Origin of the sequence: Paraburkholderia youngii (genome assembly GCF_013366925.1) — a bacterium.
GTDB lineage: Bacteria > Pseudomonadota > Gammaproteobacteria > Burkholderiales > Burkholderiaceae > Paraburkholderia > Paraburkholderia youngii.
The window spans coordinates 4,268,003-4,285,447 of sequence record NZ_JAALDK010000001.1 but is presented as its reverse complement, the minus strand read 5'-3'; the positions used below and the strand labels follow the sequence as shown (position 1 = coordinate 4,285,447).

The window sequence follows — 17,445 nt, the reverse complement described above, 5'->3', positions numbered from 1 at the left end:
GTCCACCGTGCCGACGGGCGATCCGTCACCACAACCGAATGACGATACCTAATTCGACCCACTCAGTCGAGTTGACAAAATTCCCGCAAACCCGCGCCGCTACAAGCTCTGCGGGTATGTCACCCTTGACGTCGTTTTTCGTCCATATTAAAACGCATATACCCCCACGTCCGTTCGATCAGCCAGCACATATATTTCGGAGAATCCATGAGCCAGCAACGCGAGGCGATCGACACGTACCTGCTGCGCGTGTTGCACACGCTACTGATGGAGCGCAGCGTCACGCGCGCCGCCGTCAAACTGAATCAGTCCCAGCCCGCGATCAGCGCGGCGCTGCGCCGTCTGCGCGACATCACCGGCGACCCGCTGCTGGTGCGCGGCAAGTCCGGCATGGTGCCGACCGAATACGGTTTGCGCCTGCTCGAACCGGTGCAGAACGCGCTGCGCGAAATCGAGCGCATCAAGTTCCAGCAGCACAACTTCGATCCGGCCACATCCATCCGCTGCTACCGGATCGGCTGTCCCGATTACCTGAACGTGCTGTTCGTGCCGACGGTCGTCGAACGTTTTCGCCAGGCCGCGCCGAACGCGACGCTCGAATTCCATTCGCTCGGCCCCGCGTTCGACTACGAACTCGCGCTCGAGGACGGCAAGCTCGACATCGTGGTCGGCAACTGGCCGGAGCCGCCCGAGCAATTGCATCTGTCGAACCTGTTCGTCGATCAGATCGTCTGCCTGATGAGCAACTCGCATCCGTTCGCCAAACGTGGCGGGCTCACGCTCGACCAGTACCTGAACGCACCGCATCTCGCGCCGACGCCGTACTCGGTCGGCCAGCGCGGCGCGATCGACGTGCATCTCGCGCGCGAGCGGCTCAAGCGCCATGTGGTCGTCACGCTGCCCTACTTCAATCTCGCGCCGTACGTGCTGATCAAATCCGATCTGATCTTCACGACGACGCGCCTCTTTGCCGACTACTACGCGAAGTTCCTGCCGCTGACCGTGATGCCCGCGCCGCTCGACTTCCCGCCGATGCAGTACTACCAGCTGTGGCACGAGCGCGTGCACTACTCCGACGAAGTGCGCTGGCTGCGGGGGCTGGTTGGCGAGGCGACCCGGACGTTGATCGACAAGCCCTGAGCCCGCATGCGGCGCCGCTCAGAGATCAACGACTCGCGGCATCCGCGCATCAGAGCGTGAGTGCCGCCCCTTCCGCTCAAGCTCAAGCCGCCGCCTCGTAAAGCTGCCGCGCGAGCACGTTATGCCGCTCGATCACCGGCCCGAGTTCGAGCGTCGCCAAGCGCCCCTCCTTCACCACCACCTTGCCGTCGATCACGCTATAGCTGACCTGCGACGGCGCGCAGAATACCAGAGCCGCCACCGGATCGTGCAGTGCGCCGGCAAACTGCGGCTGACTCAGATCGAACGCGACGAAATCCGCGGCCATGCCAGGCGCGAGCGCGCCGATGTCGTCGCGATTGAGCACGCGCGCGCCGCCCACGGTCGCGATTTCGAGCGCCTCGCGCGCGGTCATCGCATCGGGCCCGAAACCGACGCGCTGCAACAGCAGCGCCTGGCGCACTTCGGCGACCATCTGCGCACCGTCGTTCGACGCCGAGCCGTCGACACCGAGCCCAACCGGCACGCCCGCGAGCCGCATGCGCTTGACCGGCGCGATGCCCGACGCCAGCCGCATGTTCGAGCATGGACAGTGCGCGACGCCGGTGCCGGTGCGGGCGAACAGCGCGATGCCCGAGTCGTCGAGTTGCACGCAGTGCGCATGCCATACGTCGCGGCCGACCCAGCCGAGATCGTGCGCATACTCGGCCGGCGTCATGCCGAACTTCTCGCGGCTGTATTCGACGTCGTTGACGTTCTCCGCCAGATGCGTGTGCAGCGACACGCCGTACTGGCGCGCGAGCAGCGCCGATTCGCGCATCAGGTCGCGGCTCACCGAAAACGGCGAGCACGGCGCCACGACGACGCGCAGCATCGCGTAACGGCCGTCGTCGTGATACGTCTCGATCAGACGCTGCGTGTCCTTCAGGATGTCCGCTTCGCGCTCGACCACCGAATCGGGCGGCAAGCCGCCGTCTTTCCGTCCTACGCTCATGCTGCCGCGCGCCGCATGAAAGCGCATGCCGATGCGGCGCGCCGCGGCGATGCTGTCGTCGAGACGGCTGCCGTTCGGATAGATATACAGATGGTCGCTCGACGTCGTGCAGCCCGACAACAGCAGCTCGGCCATCGCGGTCAGCGTCGATACTTCGATCATGTCGGGCGTGAGGTTCGCCCACACCTTGTACAGATTCGTCAGCCAGCCGAACAGCTCGGCGTTCTGCGCGGCGGGAATCGCGCGCGTGAGGCTCTGGTACATGTGGTGATGCGTATTGACGAGGCCAGGAATCACCAGGTGGCCGCGCAGGTCGAGTACCTGATCGGCCGTTTGCGGCAGTTGCGCGGTCGGCCCGACCGCGACGATCCGGTTGTCCTCGATAAATAGCCCGGCGTCGCGCAATTCGCGCCGCTCGCCATCCATCGTGACCAGCACGTCCGCGTGCTTCACGAGCATCGTTTTGCCGGGTTGTTTCAGTGCTTCATTCATCGTTATTCGTCTGTCCGCCTGATTGCCTGCATGCAAAGCCGTTCGAACGCGATGCGGCGGCACGCCACCGTGCCGCCGCGTTCGGTTGAACGCCGTTGGCCCGGTTACCCAGCGTGAATCGCCGTCTTCGGGGTTTGCCGTGCCAAAGGCCTGCCTTTGCACGGGTGTGTCGCACAGCGCTTACCTTCGGTAGCCAAAATCCCGCTGGCAACTCGCGCGGTTGCGATACCCAACTTCACACCGCCAATATAGTGGTGCATTTTTGGCGCCGGTACGATCGGCCGATGAGCCGGCGCGGCTTTCGACTGGCTGTCCATCATGCGCGAACTATTATCTTTCCTATCGCTCGCGCGCTGAACAGGGCATCCTTTTTACAATGGCTGCCACGGCGCTCGCTTCAATTCGCCGACGGGTATGTAGCCACTGACGTGGAGCCTCGATCCGCCGCAAACGTAATGGATCGGGCCGCCGCCGACACCTCGCATTCACACAAGGACAATTGCGAATGGGCAAGCTCACTACCCACGTGCTCGACACCGCGAACGGCCGTCCCGGCGCAGGCATTAAGGTCGAACTCTTCGCGCTCGCCGGAGACACGCGCCGCGCACTCAAAACCACTGTCACCAATCACGACGGCCGCTGCGACGAGCCGCTGCTCGAGGGCGACGCGCTCGTCGCTGGCGAGTACGAACTCGTGTTCGGCGCGGGCGACTACTTCGCGTCGCTCGGCACCAGGTTGCCGGAACCGCGCTTCGTCGATCGCGTTGTGCTGCGCTTCGGCGTCGCCGATGCCAGCGCGCACTATCACGTGCCGCTGCTGGTGTCGCCGTTTTCGTACAGCACGTATCGGGGCAGCTAGCCCTGCCGGATGCAAGCCGCGTCCGCTTCGGCACGAACAGACACCAATACGCACAAGCGCCCCGCGATACCCACAACAAGCCGCGCTGCGTCTTCTATCCGCAGTCGGCGCGATGACCGGCGACGTCGAACGTCATCGCACGCACAACGAATCAGAAGTGGAGGAGTTTCATGGAAGGCTTTATCACCGACTGGTTGAACCTCGCGATTCGCTGGTTCCACGTCATCGCCGCCATCGCATGGATCGGCGAATCGTTCTATTTCGTCGCGCTCGACAACAGCCTGAAACCGCCGACCGATCCGAACCAGCGCCGTCGCGGCGTGTTCGGCGAGCTGTGGCACGTGCACGGCGGGGGCTTCTACAACATGCAGAAGTACACGGTCGCGCCGCCGGAAATGCCCGAAGACCTGCACTGGTCGAAATGGCCGTCGTACACGACGTGGCTGTCGGGCTTCGGCCTCTTTACCGTGCTGTATCTGTTCTCGCCGAGCACCTACCTGATCGACAAGAACGTGCTCGACATGGGACCGGTGGTCGCTGTCTCCTCGGCGATCGGATTCCTCGCGGCCGGCTGGATCGTCTATGACTCGCTGTGCCGCATTCTCGGCACGCGCGACAAACTGCTCGGCATCTGTGTCGGCGTATATGTGCTGATCGCGGCGTATCTCGCCTGTCATATCTTCGCGGGCCGCGCGGCGTATCTGATCATGGGCGCAATGCTCGCGACGATCATGTCGGCCAACGTGTTCTTCGTGATCATTCCGGGCCAGCGCAAGATGGTCGACGCGATGCTCAAGGGCGACACGCCGAACCCGATCTACGGCAAGCGCGGCAAGCAGCGCTCGGTGCACAACACCTACTTCACGCTGCCGGTCGTGTTCGCGATGCTGTCGAACCACTACGCGATGACCTATACGCATCCGTACAACTGGGCGGTGCTCGTCGTCATCATGCTGGCCGGCGCGCTGATCCGTCAGTTCTTCGTGATGCGCCATCGCGGCCAGGTGTTGTGGTATCTGCCGCTCGTCGGCGTCGCGCTGATGTGCACGGCGCTCGTGTGGACCATGCCGCGTCCGGTGGTGCCGCAGGCGCAGGCCGCCAACGCGCCGACGCTGAAGGTCGCCGACATCGCGCCGGTGTTGCAGCAGCGCTGCGTGGCTTGCCACTCCTCGCATCCGACGATGATGGGCAGCGCGCCCGCCGGCGTGCTGATGGATACCCCCGACGAAATCTCGCAGAACGCACAGCGCATTTACCAGCAGGCGGTCACGTTGAAAGCGATGCCGCTCGGCAACGTCACGCACATGACCGACGACGAGCGGATGAAGATCGCCGCGTGGTTCGAAGGCGGCGCGGCGAAGTAAAGACGTCTGTCGGGATCACGATTCCGGTGCCGAGGTAGAGGCTGGTGTGTGTACGGGCTTGTCGCGAGAGCGGCAAGCCCGTTGTCGTTTGGGGAGGAATGGCGGGGGCAGTCAGTGGCATCGATACATTAGATTTGTCGCCCTTGGGCCACAAACTAAGCCAAAGATGCATAAAATGTAGCCCTAGAGGCACAAAAACAAACAAACTTGTTGTAACTCTTGGGCTACAATAAATGGCAAATACGTTGAATTTGACGCCCTGAGGCCACAAATGACCAACCTCGCCGATGTCTCGGACATGCTGAAAGCCGTACGACGCGACAGCAAGCTATCGCAGGAAGAGCTTGCGCGCCGCGCGGGCGTGGCCCGCACGACCGTCGCGCGGATGGAGACGCTCGCCAAAAACGATATGAGCGTGTCCGTGCTCGTGCGCCTGCTCGAAGCCGCCGGTTACGACCTCAAGTTCGTCGCGCATGGACATGGCCGCACGCTCGAAGACATCCTCGCTGAACAGCGCAGCCCGGACGCGCAGCCATGAAGCTCGACGTTCAGGTACTGGGCAAGAACGTTGCCACGCTGTTTCGCGAGCGCGACGACTATGTCCTCAAATACAACCGCGATGCGAGCGCGGCCGACTTCGTCAGTCTGACGATGCCGGTGCGCGAAGAGGCCTGGCGCTGGCCGCGCGACCTGCATCCGTTTTTCCGGCAGAACCTGCCCGAGGGCTATCTGCTGAATCTGATCCGCGAGCAATTCGGGCCCTTGCTCGACGGAACCGATCTGTCGCTGCTCGCCGTCGTGGGTTCGATGGGGATCGGCCGGGTCACCGTGACGCCAGAAGGCGTGGCGCCGGGCACCGAACTGGAGGCGCTCGACGTCCAGCACATCCTGCACGGCGACAACACCGCCGAACATTTTGCGCAACTGGTGCGTGAATACGCGCGAGCGGCCATTTCAGGTGTCGTGCCGAAGTTCATCGCGCCGGAAGCGCAGCCTGCCGCATCGACACCGTTGCGGCTCGGAAAGCCGACGATTCGAACGAGCCGTCACATCGTCAAAGGTTCGGACGACAACACGCCCTTTCTCGGTTTCAACGAGTTCCATTCGATGCGGGTGCTGGAGCGGCTCGGGGTGGCGCCCGTTGCGCGCACCCAGATGTCGGACGATGGCCGGGCGCTCGTCGTCGAGCGCTTCGATGTCGACGAAGATGGACTGCCGGCGTACGGCGTCGAAGACCTGTGCGGCCTGCTCGGTTTGCCGCCGCACGAAAAATACAATTCGACCAGCGAGAAAATGCTCAACGCGGCAAGAGCGTATCTGCTCGATCGCGACACCACGCGAACGCAGCTCCAGCAGCTCGGCTGGCATCTGCTGACCAACTACGTCGTGCGCAATGCGGACTGCCACACCAAGAACGTCGCGCTGTTCTATACGTCGGTCGACGATGTCGCGTTCACGCCCGTCTACGATGTCGTGACGACCCAGGCTTATCCGCGCTTCGCCGCCAATCCGCCGGGCCTCGCCATCGACGGCCGCAAGACCTGGGCAGCCGGTAAAACGCTGGAACGCTTTTTCAACACGCGCATGGGCATCGCTCCGCGGCAATATGCGCAAATGGTCGAGGCGCTGTGCGACTCGGCTGTCGACGTCGGTCACGAGTTGATCGAGGCAGCGCGCAACGAACCGCAGTGGCGCACGGTCGCCAAGCAGATGCTGCATGCGTGGGACGACGGCATGACATCGCTGCGTTCGCCAAAGAAGAGCCTGCAATTCAGCGGGCTCAAGCCGGCCATCGAAGCAGCGGGATTTTCGGCGCCGGAGCCGCCCGAGCTGTCAAGAGAAGTCATCGGGCATTCGCCGCTGCTCGGCAGGCGCAAGTGATCGTGATCCATGCAAGAAAGCCCGCGACGTAACGCACGTCGCGGGCTTTTCTTTTCAACCGCAACGCTACCGGCTACCCGGCAGCTGCATTGCCATCAAACCGCCACCGCGCTCAACGCATCTTCCGTGAGCCAGAGCGACTCGGCCAGATCCTGCTCGTGCAGATTGAGCCCCTCGCCCCCACGATCGACGACGATAAAGTCGCTCACCTCGCCCAACGCGATCAGCGGATGGTGCCATACGCCCTTCGCGTAGTTGACGCCCTGCCAACCACTCGTGACGAACGCGCGAATCTTCGCCGCGTTCAGTTCGCCCGCGGGTGCGACGACGACCAGATACGGCTTGTCGTTCAGCGGCACGAATGCCTGGCTGCCGAGCGGATGACGCTCGAGCATCTTCACTTCGAACGGCAGCGCGCGCGGCTGGCCACGAAACAGATTGACGAGCGTGCGGCCGTGCTCGTCGGTCACGTCGACTTTCGCGAGGTCGTGATAGCGGATCGTCGTGCCGCGGTTGATCGGAATCTGCTTCGCGCCTTCGAGTTCGATCACGTCGCCGAATGCGGCGAACGCCTCTTTCGTCAGCGGTTCGATGGCGAGCGTTTTCATTCGAGCGTACCCCATAGACGCAGACGCGACACACCGCCGTCCGGATAGATGTTGAAGCGCACATGCGTGACGGGCCCGAGCGCCGCGATCTCGCTTTCGAAGAAATGCTGCTTGTCCATCTGCAGTTTCTGCTCGCCGAGCAGCACCGGCCAGAACATCGCCTGCGTGACGAGCGAGCTATCGGTGCCTCCCTTCACGTACGCGGCCTGGATCGAGCAGCGATCCGGATAGTTGCCCTTGAAGTGCGCGGTGTCGACTTCGATCTTGCGGATCACGCCCGGCTGCGCGAGCGCGATGATCGCCCAGTCGTTGCCCGGCTCGCGACGACGACGCGTTTCCCAGCCATCCCCCATATTCACGCCGCGGCGCGGCATCAGCAGCGTCGAGGCCGCGCCGAAGTGCTGGTTGTTCGCGCCGACCAGATACGCGCCGTTTTCCATCGCCGCGAGATCGAACTGCTCGGTGCGGCTCGCGCCCGCCCAGTCCACCTGCGGCTGACCGTACACGCGCAGACGCGCGATGCCGCCGTCCGGATAGATGTTCACGCGCAGATGCGTGTACGCGTTCGCGTCGGCGACTTCGAGGTAGTGGTGGCTATTGCCCTGCAACGTGGTGGACGGCACGATCTCGGTCCATTGCGTCGACTGGTTCGGCTCGCCATCGACGGCCCGCGCCGCTTCCACCGACGCCGCCGGCGGGAAGTTGCCGGTGAAGTGGCTGGTGTCGAGGTCGAGTCCCTTGATCACGCCCGGCCGCGCGAGCTTGACGACGCACCAGTCGTAGCCGGTCGTGCGCTTGCGGCGCGTTTCCCAGCCGTCCATCCACTTGCCGTTGTCGTCGTACTTGCCCGGAATGAAGACGGCCGGTTCCGGATTCAGCATGCGGTCCTTCGGCGCGAAGAATTCGTCGCTAGCCTCGAGCGCCTGCGCGCCCAGACGCGGGTCCGCCAGATTCACGTAACGGCGCGTGAATTCCGGTGCGTTGGGGTCGAGAATCGGAAGTGCCATCTTTGTCGTCCTTGATATCGATTGGTGCGGGAAAAACGTTGCGGCTCGTTGCGTGACGCGGTGCGCGTCACACGCGGATCAGGTCGTCGAGCCGCAAACGTGCAATGCGATAGATCTGATCGAGGCTCGCGCGCATTTCGTCGGCCCGGCTATTGTTCACGCGCGATTCGAAGTTCGCGATGATGCCGTGGCGGTCATAGCCGCGCACCGCGAGAATGAACGGAAAGCCGAACTTCTCGCGATATGCGTGATTGAGCGCATGCAGCTTGTCGAACTCTTCCTGCGTGCATTGCGCGAGCCCGGCGCCGCTTTGCTCGCGGGTCGATTCGGCGGTTAGCTCGCCACGCACCGCGGCCTTGCCGGCCAGCTCCGGGTGCGCGTTGATCAGCGCGAGCTGCTTGTCCTCGCCCGAGGTTTCGACGATCTGCGACATGCTGCGATGCAGTTCCTCGATGCTCGCGAACGGCCGCTGCCGCGCCGCAATCTCCGCGACCCACGGCGAGTGCTCGAAGATGCCCGACAGCGTCGCAACGAACGCGTCGGTCGAGAGGCTGTTGAGTTGGTCCAGGGTGTATTGCATCGCCTTCATGCCGCAGCCTCGCGGTTGTCCTGTTGGTAAGGATGAGTCTCGTGCCAGTGCCGCGCGATATCCATTCGCCGCGACACCCATACGCGATCGTGCTGTTCGATGTGATCGAGAAAGCGCTGCAGCGCGCGGAAACGCCCCGGCCGTCCGAGCAGCCGGCAGTGCATACCGATCGACAGCATCTTCGGCACTTCGTCGCCCTCTTCGTACAGCACGTCGAACGCGTCGCGCAGGTAGGTGAAGAAGTGGTCCGCGGTGTTGAAGCCTTGCGGCGTCGCGAAGCGCATGTCGTTGGTGTCGAGCGTGTACGGCACGATCAGTTGCGGCACGCTCTTGCCGCCCGCCACCTCGACGTCCATCCAGAACGGCAGATCGTCACCGTAGTAATCGGAGTCGTACAGGAAACCGCCGTATTCGGCGACCAGCCGATGGGTGTTCGGACTGTCGCGGCCGGTGTACCAGCCGAGCGGCCGCACGCCGGTCACCCGCTCGATCGCCTCCATGCCGAGGCGCATGTGCTCCGCTTCCTTCTCCGGCGACATGTCCTGATAGTGAATCCAGCGATAGCCGTGGCACGCGATCTCATGCCCGAGTTCGACGAACGCCCGCGCGACTTCCGGATTCCGCTCGATCGCCATGCCGACGCCGAACACCGTCAGCGCCAGGTCACGTCTTTCGAATTCGCGCAGGATGCGCCACACACCCGCGCGCGAGCCGTATTCGTAGATCGACTCCATGCTCATGTGCCGCGCCGGATACGCCGCCGCGCCAACGATCTCCGACAGGAACTGCTCGGAACCGGGGTCGCCGTGCAGCACGCAGTTTTCGCCGCCCTCTTCGTAGTTGAGGACGAATTGCACCGCGACGCGCGCTCGCCCCGGCCAGTTCGCGTGCACCGGGTGGCGGCCGTAGCCGATCAGATCGCGTGGGTAGTTCGGGTCGAGTGGCATGGTTTGACGGATGCGTAGTGACGGGACCAGGAATTTGCGTGAAGCTCGCGCATGAAGCTCGAGCTCGAAACCCCTCGGCAACGACGCCGGAACTGACCTTTGCAAGCGCTCGTTCGGAGGCTTCAGCGGCGGCCGAAGCCGCCGCACCGAGTTGACCCAGTGTAGCGAAAACGCCCCGGTGAGCCCATACGGCCGGGCAGATAGTGCGTGTTACAGCGAGTGTATGTGCGCGTCCGCCTGGGTCTCCGCCGAGTCGGCGTTTACCCGCAGCGGGCCGGGGCTGAACGAGGCGAGCGCGCCGTCGTAGCGCTTCGTGAGCGGCCGTGCATAGTCGCCGCGCTTGGCCGTCGCGAGACGCAGCGCCACCAGTGCCTCGGTCCATTTGACGGCCGCCGTCACGCCTTCGATCACCGGCGCGCCGAGCGCGTCCTCGATCTCCGCGCATAGCTCGGCCATGCCCGCGCAACCGAGCACGATCGCGTCCGACCCATCCTCGTCGAGCGCGCGCCGGCATTCGTCGAGGATGATGCGGCGCGCCGCCGAGCCGGGCTTGTCGAGATCGAGCACGGCGACGTCGGTCGCACGCACGTTGCGGCAGAAGCGCTTCATACCGTAGCGCTCGGCCAGATGCCAGGCCATGCCGCAGGTGCGCGCGAGCGTCGTCACGACCGAAAAGCCCGGCGCGAGCACGCTCGCCGCGTGCATCGCCGCCTCGGCAATGCCGATCACCGGCCCGCGCGCCAACTCGCGGGCCGCGTAGAGACCCGGGTCGCCGAAGCACGCGATCACGTAGCCGTCGCAGCCTTCCCGCTCGCCGGCCGCGACTTCGGCGAGCAGACCGGGCGTGGCGAGCGCCTCGTCGTAATAGCCTTCGATCGACGGCGGGCCCATCGTCGGATTGACGGCGATCACTTCGGTGCCGGGCGCGGCGACCTCGCGCGCGCAGTGCCCCATCGCCTCGGTCATGCGGCGCGTCGTGTTCGGATTGATCAGTTTGATACGCATGGCGACTCCTGTTCGACTCATATTGCAGCGGCGAAAACATGGCGCTCCATGAAGCTCAGCGCGCGAGCATCCGGTAAAACAGCGCGCCGAGTCCCGCGCCGATGAACCACGAGAAATTCGCGAGGCCGTCGAGGCCCGGCACCATCACGCAGATCACCGCGATCAGCGCGGCAGGCAGCAACGCGGCCACCGCGCGATAGTTGACGCCGTTGCGATACCAGTACGAGCCGTTCGGCGCAACCGTGTACAGATCGTCGAGCACGATCTTCTGAAGCTTGACCAGATAGAAATCGACGATCAGGACGCCGTACAAAGGTCCGATGAAGCTGCCGAGCACGTCGAGCGTGTAGTGAATCACGGCCGGATTGTTGAACAGGTTCCACGGCGTGATGAACACCGAAGCGACCGCCGCGAGCATGCCGCCCGCACGCCAGCTGATGAGGCGCGGTGCGACGTTCGAGAAGTCGAAGGCCGGCGACACGAAGTTCGCGACGATGTTGATGCCGATCGTCGCGATCGTGAAGGTCAGCGCGCCGAGAATCACGGCCATCGGATAGTCGATGCGGCCCACCGTTTCGACCGGGTCCGTGATCAGCTCGCCGAACACCGGCAGCGTGGCCGCGGTCGTGATCACCGTCACCAGCGAGAACGCGAGAAAGTTGACCGGCAGGCCCCAGAAGTTGCCGCGCTTGACGCTGCGAAAGCTCTTGCCGTAGCGCGAGAAGTCGCCGAAATTCAGCATCGGTCCGGAGAAGTACGACACCACCAGCGAGATCGCCGTGATCATCACCGGCACCACTTCCATGCCGTGATATTTGACGCCGCCGAGGTTGATGCCGATGTTGCGCCAGCCCGCGCGATACACCATGTAGCCGGCGAGAATGAACATCACGACGTAGACGGCCGGACCGGCGAAATCGATGAACTTCTTGATGGTCTCCATGCCATGCCAGAACACCAGCGCCTGCAGTACCCACAGCAGCATGAAGCCGGCCCAGCCGAGCGTCGACAGACCGAGCAGGCCATGCCGATGCACGTCCGCGTATGGCAGCAGTTGCGGCACGAACTTCAGCACGACGATCACGAGCGCGCTCGACGCGAGATAGGTCTGGATGCCATACCACGCGACCGCGATCAGGCCGCGGATCACCGCGGGCACGTTCGCGCCGAGCACGCCGAAGGTCGCGCGGCACGCGACCGGATACGGCACGCCGTTCAGCTGGCTCGGCTTCGCAATCAGGTTGCACAGCACGTTCACGAGCGTGATGCCGACGAGCAACGCGACCAGCACCTGCCAGCTCGTCAGGCCGAGCGCGAAGAGACTCCCCGCGAATACGTAGCCACCCACGCTATGCACGTCCGACATCCAGAACGCGAAGATGTTGTACGCGGTCCAGTTCTGCGCGCGCAGCGGCGCGAGGTCCGCGTTGTAGAGCCGCTCGCTGTAGCCGGCCGGCATCGACGGACCGGTCTGGGCCGTGCCTTCCGGATAGTTGGAGATGGGGTGACTGCCTGGCGCTGCACTGAACTGAGCCATGATTCCTCCTTTGGATAGGGACCGTCGAAAGCGCATCGACGGACATTGCATCGGCCATGCCAGTTGCTCGCTTCTTGCCCTGTATGGGTCGCAGAAGTCGGCGTCGTGGTCCCGGACCGTGCCGCGCGTGTCTCCGTACTGACGTACTTGTGGTTGTCGCATCGCCGGCCGCCGCGGATTTCCGGCGATGCGTCGCTACCCTAAAGTCCGTCGTCTCGCGACGGACGTGCGTGTTCAGGCCGGCGGCGCTCACGCGAGGCCGCCCTGCCGTGCATCTATCGGTTCAGTTCGATTCAGTGCGGCGCGCACCACCAACGGGCGCTCGCCTGCTACCTGCCTCAGCCTGGGGTGGAGTCGGCTTCGGCTCTTTACGTTGATGTTTCTTTCGGCGCGAGCGCACCGAATACTTCGTGCAGATCCGCTGCACCGCGCGCGGGGCGCTCCAGCATCTTCAACTCGACGCTTTGCAGATGGCGCGACATCAGCGCGGCCGCCTGCTTTGCATCGCCGGCGTCGAGCGCGGCGAGAATCGCTTCGTGGTCCTCGAACGAGCACGGGCTGCGTCCGAGCGACTCGTACAGCGCGGAAATCAGCGTGGAACGCGCGACCAGCCCGTTCAGGCAATCGCACAGCACCGAGTTGCCGGTCAGGTTCGCGAGCTCCGTATGAAACTCGCCCGACAAGCGGATCCATGCCGGAAAATCCCGCGTTTCGAATGCCTTGCGTTCCCGGCCGATCATGCCGCCGATGTTCTTCAGACGCCGCATGCCGTGTCCGCTACAGATCTTTTCGACGACGGCCAGCTCGATGATGCGGCGCATTTCGAACACCTCGTGCACCTCCTGCAACGACGGACTCGCGACGAACGCGCCACGGTTCGGCTCGAGATCGACGAGCCGCTCACCTGCCAGCTGCGACAGCGCCTGACGGATCGGGCCGCGCTTCACGCCGAATACTTCGCATAGCTGAGCTTCGGTGAGCTTCGCGCCGGGTGCCAGCCGATGCTCGAGGATCGCCGCGCGGATGCGCTCGGCGATTGCTTCGGGCTTCGAACTGTTCGCGACTGATTCGGTGTCGGACATGATTGGCGTCTCGGTATGTTGGTCATCATAGGACGGACACAAATATTGTCAACAATTTTTGCGTCAATTTTCGACAGTTCTCGTGCTGCGTTGCGTCAGGGAACGCCTGCAAGTCAAGCTGCGCGGCTGTCTGACGGAAATATTCCCCGTTTTCACGGCGCCAAGCCGACCGTTGGCGGCCGGGTTTTTGTCAACAAAAACAGAAAACATTGGCGACGGGTGTGGGAGGTGGTGAGCTGCATAATGCAGACAGTTAGTTGCGTTGATAACGCGAAAAAAAGCGGGCTATTCGCCCGCCTCTGCCCCACCCACGCGGGCTTCAGCCAAGGCTCGGATAGCCCGATGCCGTCAGCCTGAAGCCATGCGCATTCGCGACCAGATGCGCATTAGCGCCGACCGGCAGCGTCACCATGTTGTGGACATGCCCGAACTGCAGCCCCGTCACGACTGGAATGCCGATCAGCGAGCGCACTTGCTCGACCATCGCCTGCAGGTCGTAGCCATTGTCGTAGTCGTAGGGCTTGCCGCCCGTGAAGTCGCCGAGCACGAGCGCCTGCTGCTGCGCGAGGATGCCGGCCAGATGCAGCTGATAGATCATCCGCTCGATGCGGAACGGCTGCTCGTTGACGTCTTCGACGAACAGGATGCCGCCCTGCACCGGCGGCATGTACGGCGTGCCGACCAGCGACGCCACCACCGCCAGATTGCCGCCCCACAGCGTGCCCGTCACATCGACGTTCTGCGCTTGCGGCGTGTTGCTCGCAATCGTGAGGGTCGGCTGCGTCAATGCCGACCAGAAATGCCGCATCGTGAATTCGCTGAGTTCCTCGGCGCCGAAATCGCTCATCAGCATCGGGCCGCCAAAGGTCTTCAAGCCGGCGCGCGCGAGCAGCGCCAGTTGGATCGCGGTGAAGTCGCTGTGACCGACGAGCGCGATCGGCTGATCGGTGAGCCGCCGCTGCAGGCCTTCGTAGTCGAGACCGTGCAGAATCCGCACCGCGCCGTAGCCGCCGCGCACGGCCAGCACGACATCGGGCAACTCGCGCGATGGATCGGCGAGCCGGTTCAGATCGGCCGCGCGCTCGCCGTCGGTGCCGGCGAAGCGCTGGTAGCGGCGCTTTGCGGCCGCCTCGCCGTCGACACGATGCCCCTGGGCCCGCAACCGATGCAACGCGCGATGCAACACCTCCGGATCATGCGGATAGCCGGATGGCGCAATCAATTCGATGGTGCGATGAGCGGTCATGGCGAGACCCGTTGGGCGTTGTTGTTTTAGAGCGGCGTGGTTGGGGGCGGTTCGCTGCTCGGGGGTGTTGCGGGGTCAGTGGCGGTGCCAACGGACCCTTCAGCCACTTCACCACGAGCCGCCGCGCGCGCTGCGCGGCTCGCGCGACGCCGCTCGGCAAAAAACGACCTGAGCGCGGCACCGCATTCGGCTTCGAGGACACCGCCGCTGACCGTCGTGTGATGGTTCAACTGGGGATTCGCGAACGCATCGACCACGCTGCCGCACGCGCCGGTTTTCGGATCGCGCGCACCGAACACGACACGCGCGATGCGCGCGTGCATGATCGCGCCGGCGCACATCAGGCAAGGCTCGAGCGTCACATAGAGCTCGCAACCCGGCAGACGATAATTTTCGAGCGACTGCGCGGCGGCGCGCAGCGCAATCATTTCGGCGTGCGCGGACGGATCGTGCGCGCCGATCGGATGATTGAAGCCCGTGGCGATGACTTCGTCGCCGCGCACCAGCACCGCGCCGACCGGTACTTCGCCGGCCGCGCGCGCTTCTTCGGCTGCGGCCTGAGCGAGCGCCATGAAGCGCAAGTCGCGTTCGGAGACGATGGGAGCTTCGGAATTTACGGGAGGGATGGCAGGACCGGCCACAGGTCGATCAGCCGCCGGCGCGGACACTGCGCCGATGCTAGCGTCAACGGATTTCTCGCCGTCCTCGGTTTGCGCCGAAGAGCCGATCGAGGCGGGACACACGAGCGGCTCGTTCACTGTGAACCTGCTCCCGCCACATCGACATTGCCCACGCGTTCCGACAGACGTTCGGCGATGCGGCGGCAATATTCGCGCGGCAGGACCATTGGGCCGCCGCGCAGCGATTCGAGCGCCATATCGAGCGCGAGCATGCGGGCCTGGAGACGGCAACGGGTCGTCTGATCGCTCACGGCATTCAGCTCCGTTTGCAGGTCGCGCAACGCGCGAAGCTGCTCGACGGCGGGCGGCACGAAGCCCGCATTTTTCAGAATTCGGTTGGCGACGCGCACCTCTTCCGGCACCAACGCGTCGTCGTCGAGGGCCAGCGGCGCGCCCGCGCCCGGCAAGTCGTCGAACTCTCCGCGCGCGGCGGCGGCGGCAATACGCTGTTCGACAAGCGCATCAAGCAATTTCATCTGCAATCCACTACGTTGCGGCCCGAGCATTCTATCAGGGAGTGCACGGGCGTTCAGTGCTCCCCCGACGGCATAAAAGCGCCGATTTGCCGGCTATTCGACGTTTGACGGTGCTTCAGCGTCGACTTAGAGTAGGTCATCGAGCCGTACGACGCGCGCAGCGCTTGACTGGCGCGGCAAGCCATGATTTTCCTCCCGTCGAAGTCGATGCCGCGATGTCATTCAAACCGATCAGCCGTCCAGGTACTTTTCCCGTTGCGCATCCGCGTCCTGTCGGCGCCGTGCAGCCGGTGCGAGGGAGCCCGCACACGTGTCGGCGCATCGGCGTGGGTACCGCGCTGACGGCGATTGCCGCGGCCTTGCTGCTTTCCGGCTGCGGCGTCTTTTGCGGCGGCGCCGCGGCAAGCGGTGGCGCCTATGCCGGAGGCTGCGGGACAAGCGTGCGGTTCTAACGGTTGCCAGGCGATACACCCGCGCATTCGACGCCGCGGTGGCCGGCGCGCCCCCCGCTCCTCAGCTTCGCCCCACCAACGGCCAGCGCGCGAGAACGATATGTTTGGATCGTCCCAGCAGGCTGTGCATCAGCGCAAACTCGCGCACGTTCCAGCATGCCGGCTCGGCCGGACGGCGCTCGATCCACGGCATCCCGTACGCCAGCGTCACGTGCGGCGTAAAACGTGCATCGGGCTCGATGCCGTCGTCCCGCAAGCTCGCTTCGAGCGCATCGTGAAGCGCCTGCAGTCCGCGCACACCGTGCTCGCCGACCAGCACCGCCGGCCCGAGCCGCGGCTTTTTCGCGAAGCTGGCGATCGCGTCGAATTCGACCGTAAACGGCGCCATGCTGACCGCGGCGGCCGCCCGTTTCGCCGCCTCGACCACATCCGCCGGCAAGCCGCCCGCGAAATTGCCGAGATGCCTCAGCGTCACGTGCAAACGGTTCGCCGCGAGCGCTTTGCCGCGCACGCCGCTGCGCCCGCGTACCTCCGCGCAAAGCTGTTGCGCGAACTTCGCCATGCCGGCCGCGGTATTGGCATCGGGATAAACCGCGAAAAAGAGCCCGTCGGTGGGCGGGGGCGGCGCCTCTAGCCCGGGCAACCACAGTTGTTCAGGCATCGTGCCTCGTTCCCTAGCTGAAATTTTTCCGCCAATTCGCATACCGCCGCACAAGCGGCCCATTGCAGCCATGTTACTGTATATTCATACAGTATGACAGGCCATGCGCAATCACAGCGCGCCACTGGCCGGCCGGCTTGCCGATGCGCTTGTACCAAAGCTCGGTGAAGGACTCAGCGGCCGGCGACAACGAATGCTCGGCGCGTCGGATCAGATTCACGTCGCGCGTAACGAGCGGCGCTTCGAGCCGGCGCGCGACCAGATCGCGGTGCGGAAACGACCCCAGCGGAATGCCCGGAAAAATCGCGATGCCAAGACCGCCCATTTGGGGTTACCGCCGAATCGTGCCGTCGAGAGGGGGCGCGGCTCGATCTGGTCTGACATGCCGGTGTCAATCGCGGCGCCGTTCACAACCTGCGAATCCAGCGGCCCAAAACAAAAAACCC

General features: G+C 64.3%; 18 protein-coding genes. 5 read left to right on the top strand and 13 right to left on the bottom strand.

The genetic code is table 11. The annotated features are described in order from the left end of the window. The first annotated feature begins 207 nt into the window (after nt 1-207). Nucleotides 208-1,140: a LysR substrate-binding domain-containing protein gene (locus G5S42_RS19690; RefSeq protein ID WP_176108322.1), complete on the top strand. Its 933-nt coding sequence runs from the start codon at nt 208-210 to the stop codon at nt 1,138-1,140. Nucleotides 1,141-1,222: 82 nt separating this feature from the next. On the opposite strand, the gene G5S42_RS19685 is transcribed toward G5S42_RS19690, so the two are convergent. Then, on the bottom strand, nt 1,223-2,605 hold the full coding sequence (locus G5S42_RS19685; protein ID WP_246392035.1) for an 8-oxoguanine deaminase: 1,383 nt from the start codon (nt 2,603-2,605) through the stop codon (nt 1,223-1,225). Nucleotides 2,606-3,110: 505 nt separating this feature from the next. Between G5S42_RS19685 and uraH the strand changes: the two genes are divergently transcribed. The 4 genes from uraH to G5S42_RS19665 all read left to right on the top strand — a co-directional run bounded on the left by uraH (nt 3,111) and on the right by G5S42_RS19665 (nt 6,709). Beyond that, nucleotides 3,111-3,464 (top strand): hydroxyisourate hydrolase, encoded by a 354-nt coding sequence (gene uraH / locus G5S42_RS19680; RefSeq protein WP_176108321.1) that lies wholly within the window; start codon nt 3,111-3,113, stop codon nt 3,462-3,464. Nucleotides 3,465-3,634: 170 nt separating this feature from the next. Beyond that, complete coding sequence (locus tag G5S42_RS19675; RefSeq protein WP_176108320.1) at nt 3,635-4,828, top strand: urate hydroxylase PuuD; 1,194 nt, start codon at nt 3,635-3,637, stop codon at nt 4,826-4,828. Between the two features lie 271 nt (nt 4,829-5,099). Next, nucleotides 5,100-5,366 (top strand): type II toxin-antitoxin system RelB family anti-toxin, encoded by a 267-nt coding sequence (gene relB / locus G5S42_RS19670; RefSeq protein ID WP_008920757.1) that lies wholly within the window; start codon nt 5,100-5,102, stop codon nt 5,364-5,366. Then, a complete protein-coding gene (locus tag G5S42_RS19665; RefSeq protein WP_176108319.1) occupies nt 5,363-6,709 on the top strand; it encodes a type II toxin-antitoxin system HipA family toxin in 1,347 nt (448 codons plus the stop codon). Before relB ends, G5S42_RS19665 begins: the two co-directional genes overlap by 4 nt. Nucleotides 6,710-6,804: 95 nt before the next feature. Here G5S42_RS19665 and G5S42_RS19660 read toward each other — a convergent pair whose 3' ends face one another. From G5S42_RS19660 to G5S42_RS19605, 12 genes are all read right to left on the bottom strand, one after another. Next, the gene (locus G5S42_RS19660) at nt 6,805-7,317 is read right to left on the bottom strand and encodes an ureidoglycolate lyase (RefSeq protein WP_176108318.1); all 513 of its coding nucleotides are present in this window, start codon (nt 7,315-7,317) and stop codon (nt 6,805-6,807) included. Then, the gene (gene alc, locus G5S42_RS19655; RefSeq protein WP_176108317.1) at nt 7,314-8,324 is read right to left on the bottom strand and encodes an allantoicase; all 1,011 of its coding nucleotides are present in this window, start codon (nt 8,322-8,324) and stop codon (nt 7,314-7,316) included. Before alc ends, G5S42_RS19660 begins: the two co-directional genes overlap by 4 nt. Nucleotides 8,325-8,391: 67 nt before the next feature. Continuing rightward, nucleotides 8,392-8,913, bottom strand: a complete 522-nt coding sequence (gene uraD, locus G5S42_RS19650) for a 2-oxo-4-hydroxy-4-carboxy-5-ureidoimidazoline decarboxylase (protein WP_176108316.1) — start codon at nt 8,911-8,913, stop codon at nt 8,392-8,394. Then, a complete protein-coding gene (puuE, locus tag G5S42_RS19645) occupies nt 8,910-9,860 on the bottom strand; it encodes an allantoinase PuuE (RefSeq protein ID WP_176108315.1) in 951 nt (316 codons plus the stop codon). Before puuE ends, uraD begins: the two co-directional genes overlap by 4 nt. A 210-nt stretch (nt 9,861-10,070) precedes the next feature. Beyond that, nucleotides 10,071-10,865, bottom strand: a complete 795-nt coding sequence (locus tag G5S42_RS19640) for an aspartate/glutamate racemase family protein (protein ID WP_176108314.1) — start codon at nt 10,863-10,865, stop codon at nt 10,071-10,073. A gap of 55 nt (nt 10,866-10,920) precedes the next feature. After that, a complete protein-coding gene (locus G5S42_RS19635; protein WP_176108313.1) occupies nt 10,921-12,402 on the bottom strand; it encodes an NCS1 family nucleobase:cation symporter-1 in 1,482 nt (493 codons plus the stop codon). Between the two features lie 368 nt (nt 12,403-12,770). Continuing rightward, nucleotides 12,771-13,484 (bottom strand): GntR family transcriptional regulator, encoded by a 714-nt coding sequence (locus tag G5S42_RS19630; protein WP_176108312.1) that lies wholly within the window; start codon nt 13,482-13,484, stop codon nt 12,771-12,773. A 319-nt stretch (nt 13,485-13,803) separates the two neighbouring features. Continuing rightward, entirely contained in the window at nt 13,804-14,730 is a 927-nt protein-coding gene (ldcA, locus tag G5S42_RS19625; protein WP_176108311.1) for a muramoyltetrapeptide carboxypeptidase, read from the bottom strand. Between the two features lie 26 nt (nt 14,731-14,756). Next, the gene (gene tadA, locus G5S42_RS19620) at nt 14,757-15,488 is read right to left on the bottom strand and encodes a tRNA adenosine(34) deaminase TadA (protein ID WP_176108310.1); all 732 of its coding nucleotides are present in this window, start codon (nt 15,486-15,488) and stop codon (nt 14,757-14,759) included. After that, entirely contained in the window at nt 15,485-15,886 is a 402-nt protein-coding gene (locus G5S42_RS19615; RefSeq protein WP_176110571.1) for a DnaJ family domain-containing protein, read from the bottom strand. The genes tadA and G5S42_RS19615 overlap by 4 nt, the downstream gene beginning before the upstream one ends. Before the next feature lie 513 nt (nt 15,887-16,399). After that, complete coding sequence (locus tag G5S42_RS19610) at nt 16,400-16,999, bottom strand: 2'-5' RNA ligase family protein (RefSeq protein ID WP_176108309.1); 600 nt, start codon at nt 16,997-16,999, stop codon at nt 16,400-16,402. Nucleotides 17,000-17,072: 73 nt separating this feature from the next. Continuing rightward, nucleotides 17,073-17,324, bottom strand: coding sequence for a type 2 periplasmic-binding domain-containing protein (locus G5S42_RS19605; protein WP_176108308.1), 252 nt, complete (start codon nt 17,322-17,324; stop codon nt 17,073-17,075). Nucleotides 17,325-17,445 lie beyond the last annotated feature (121 nt).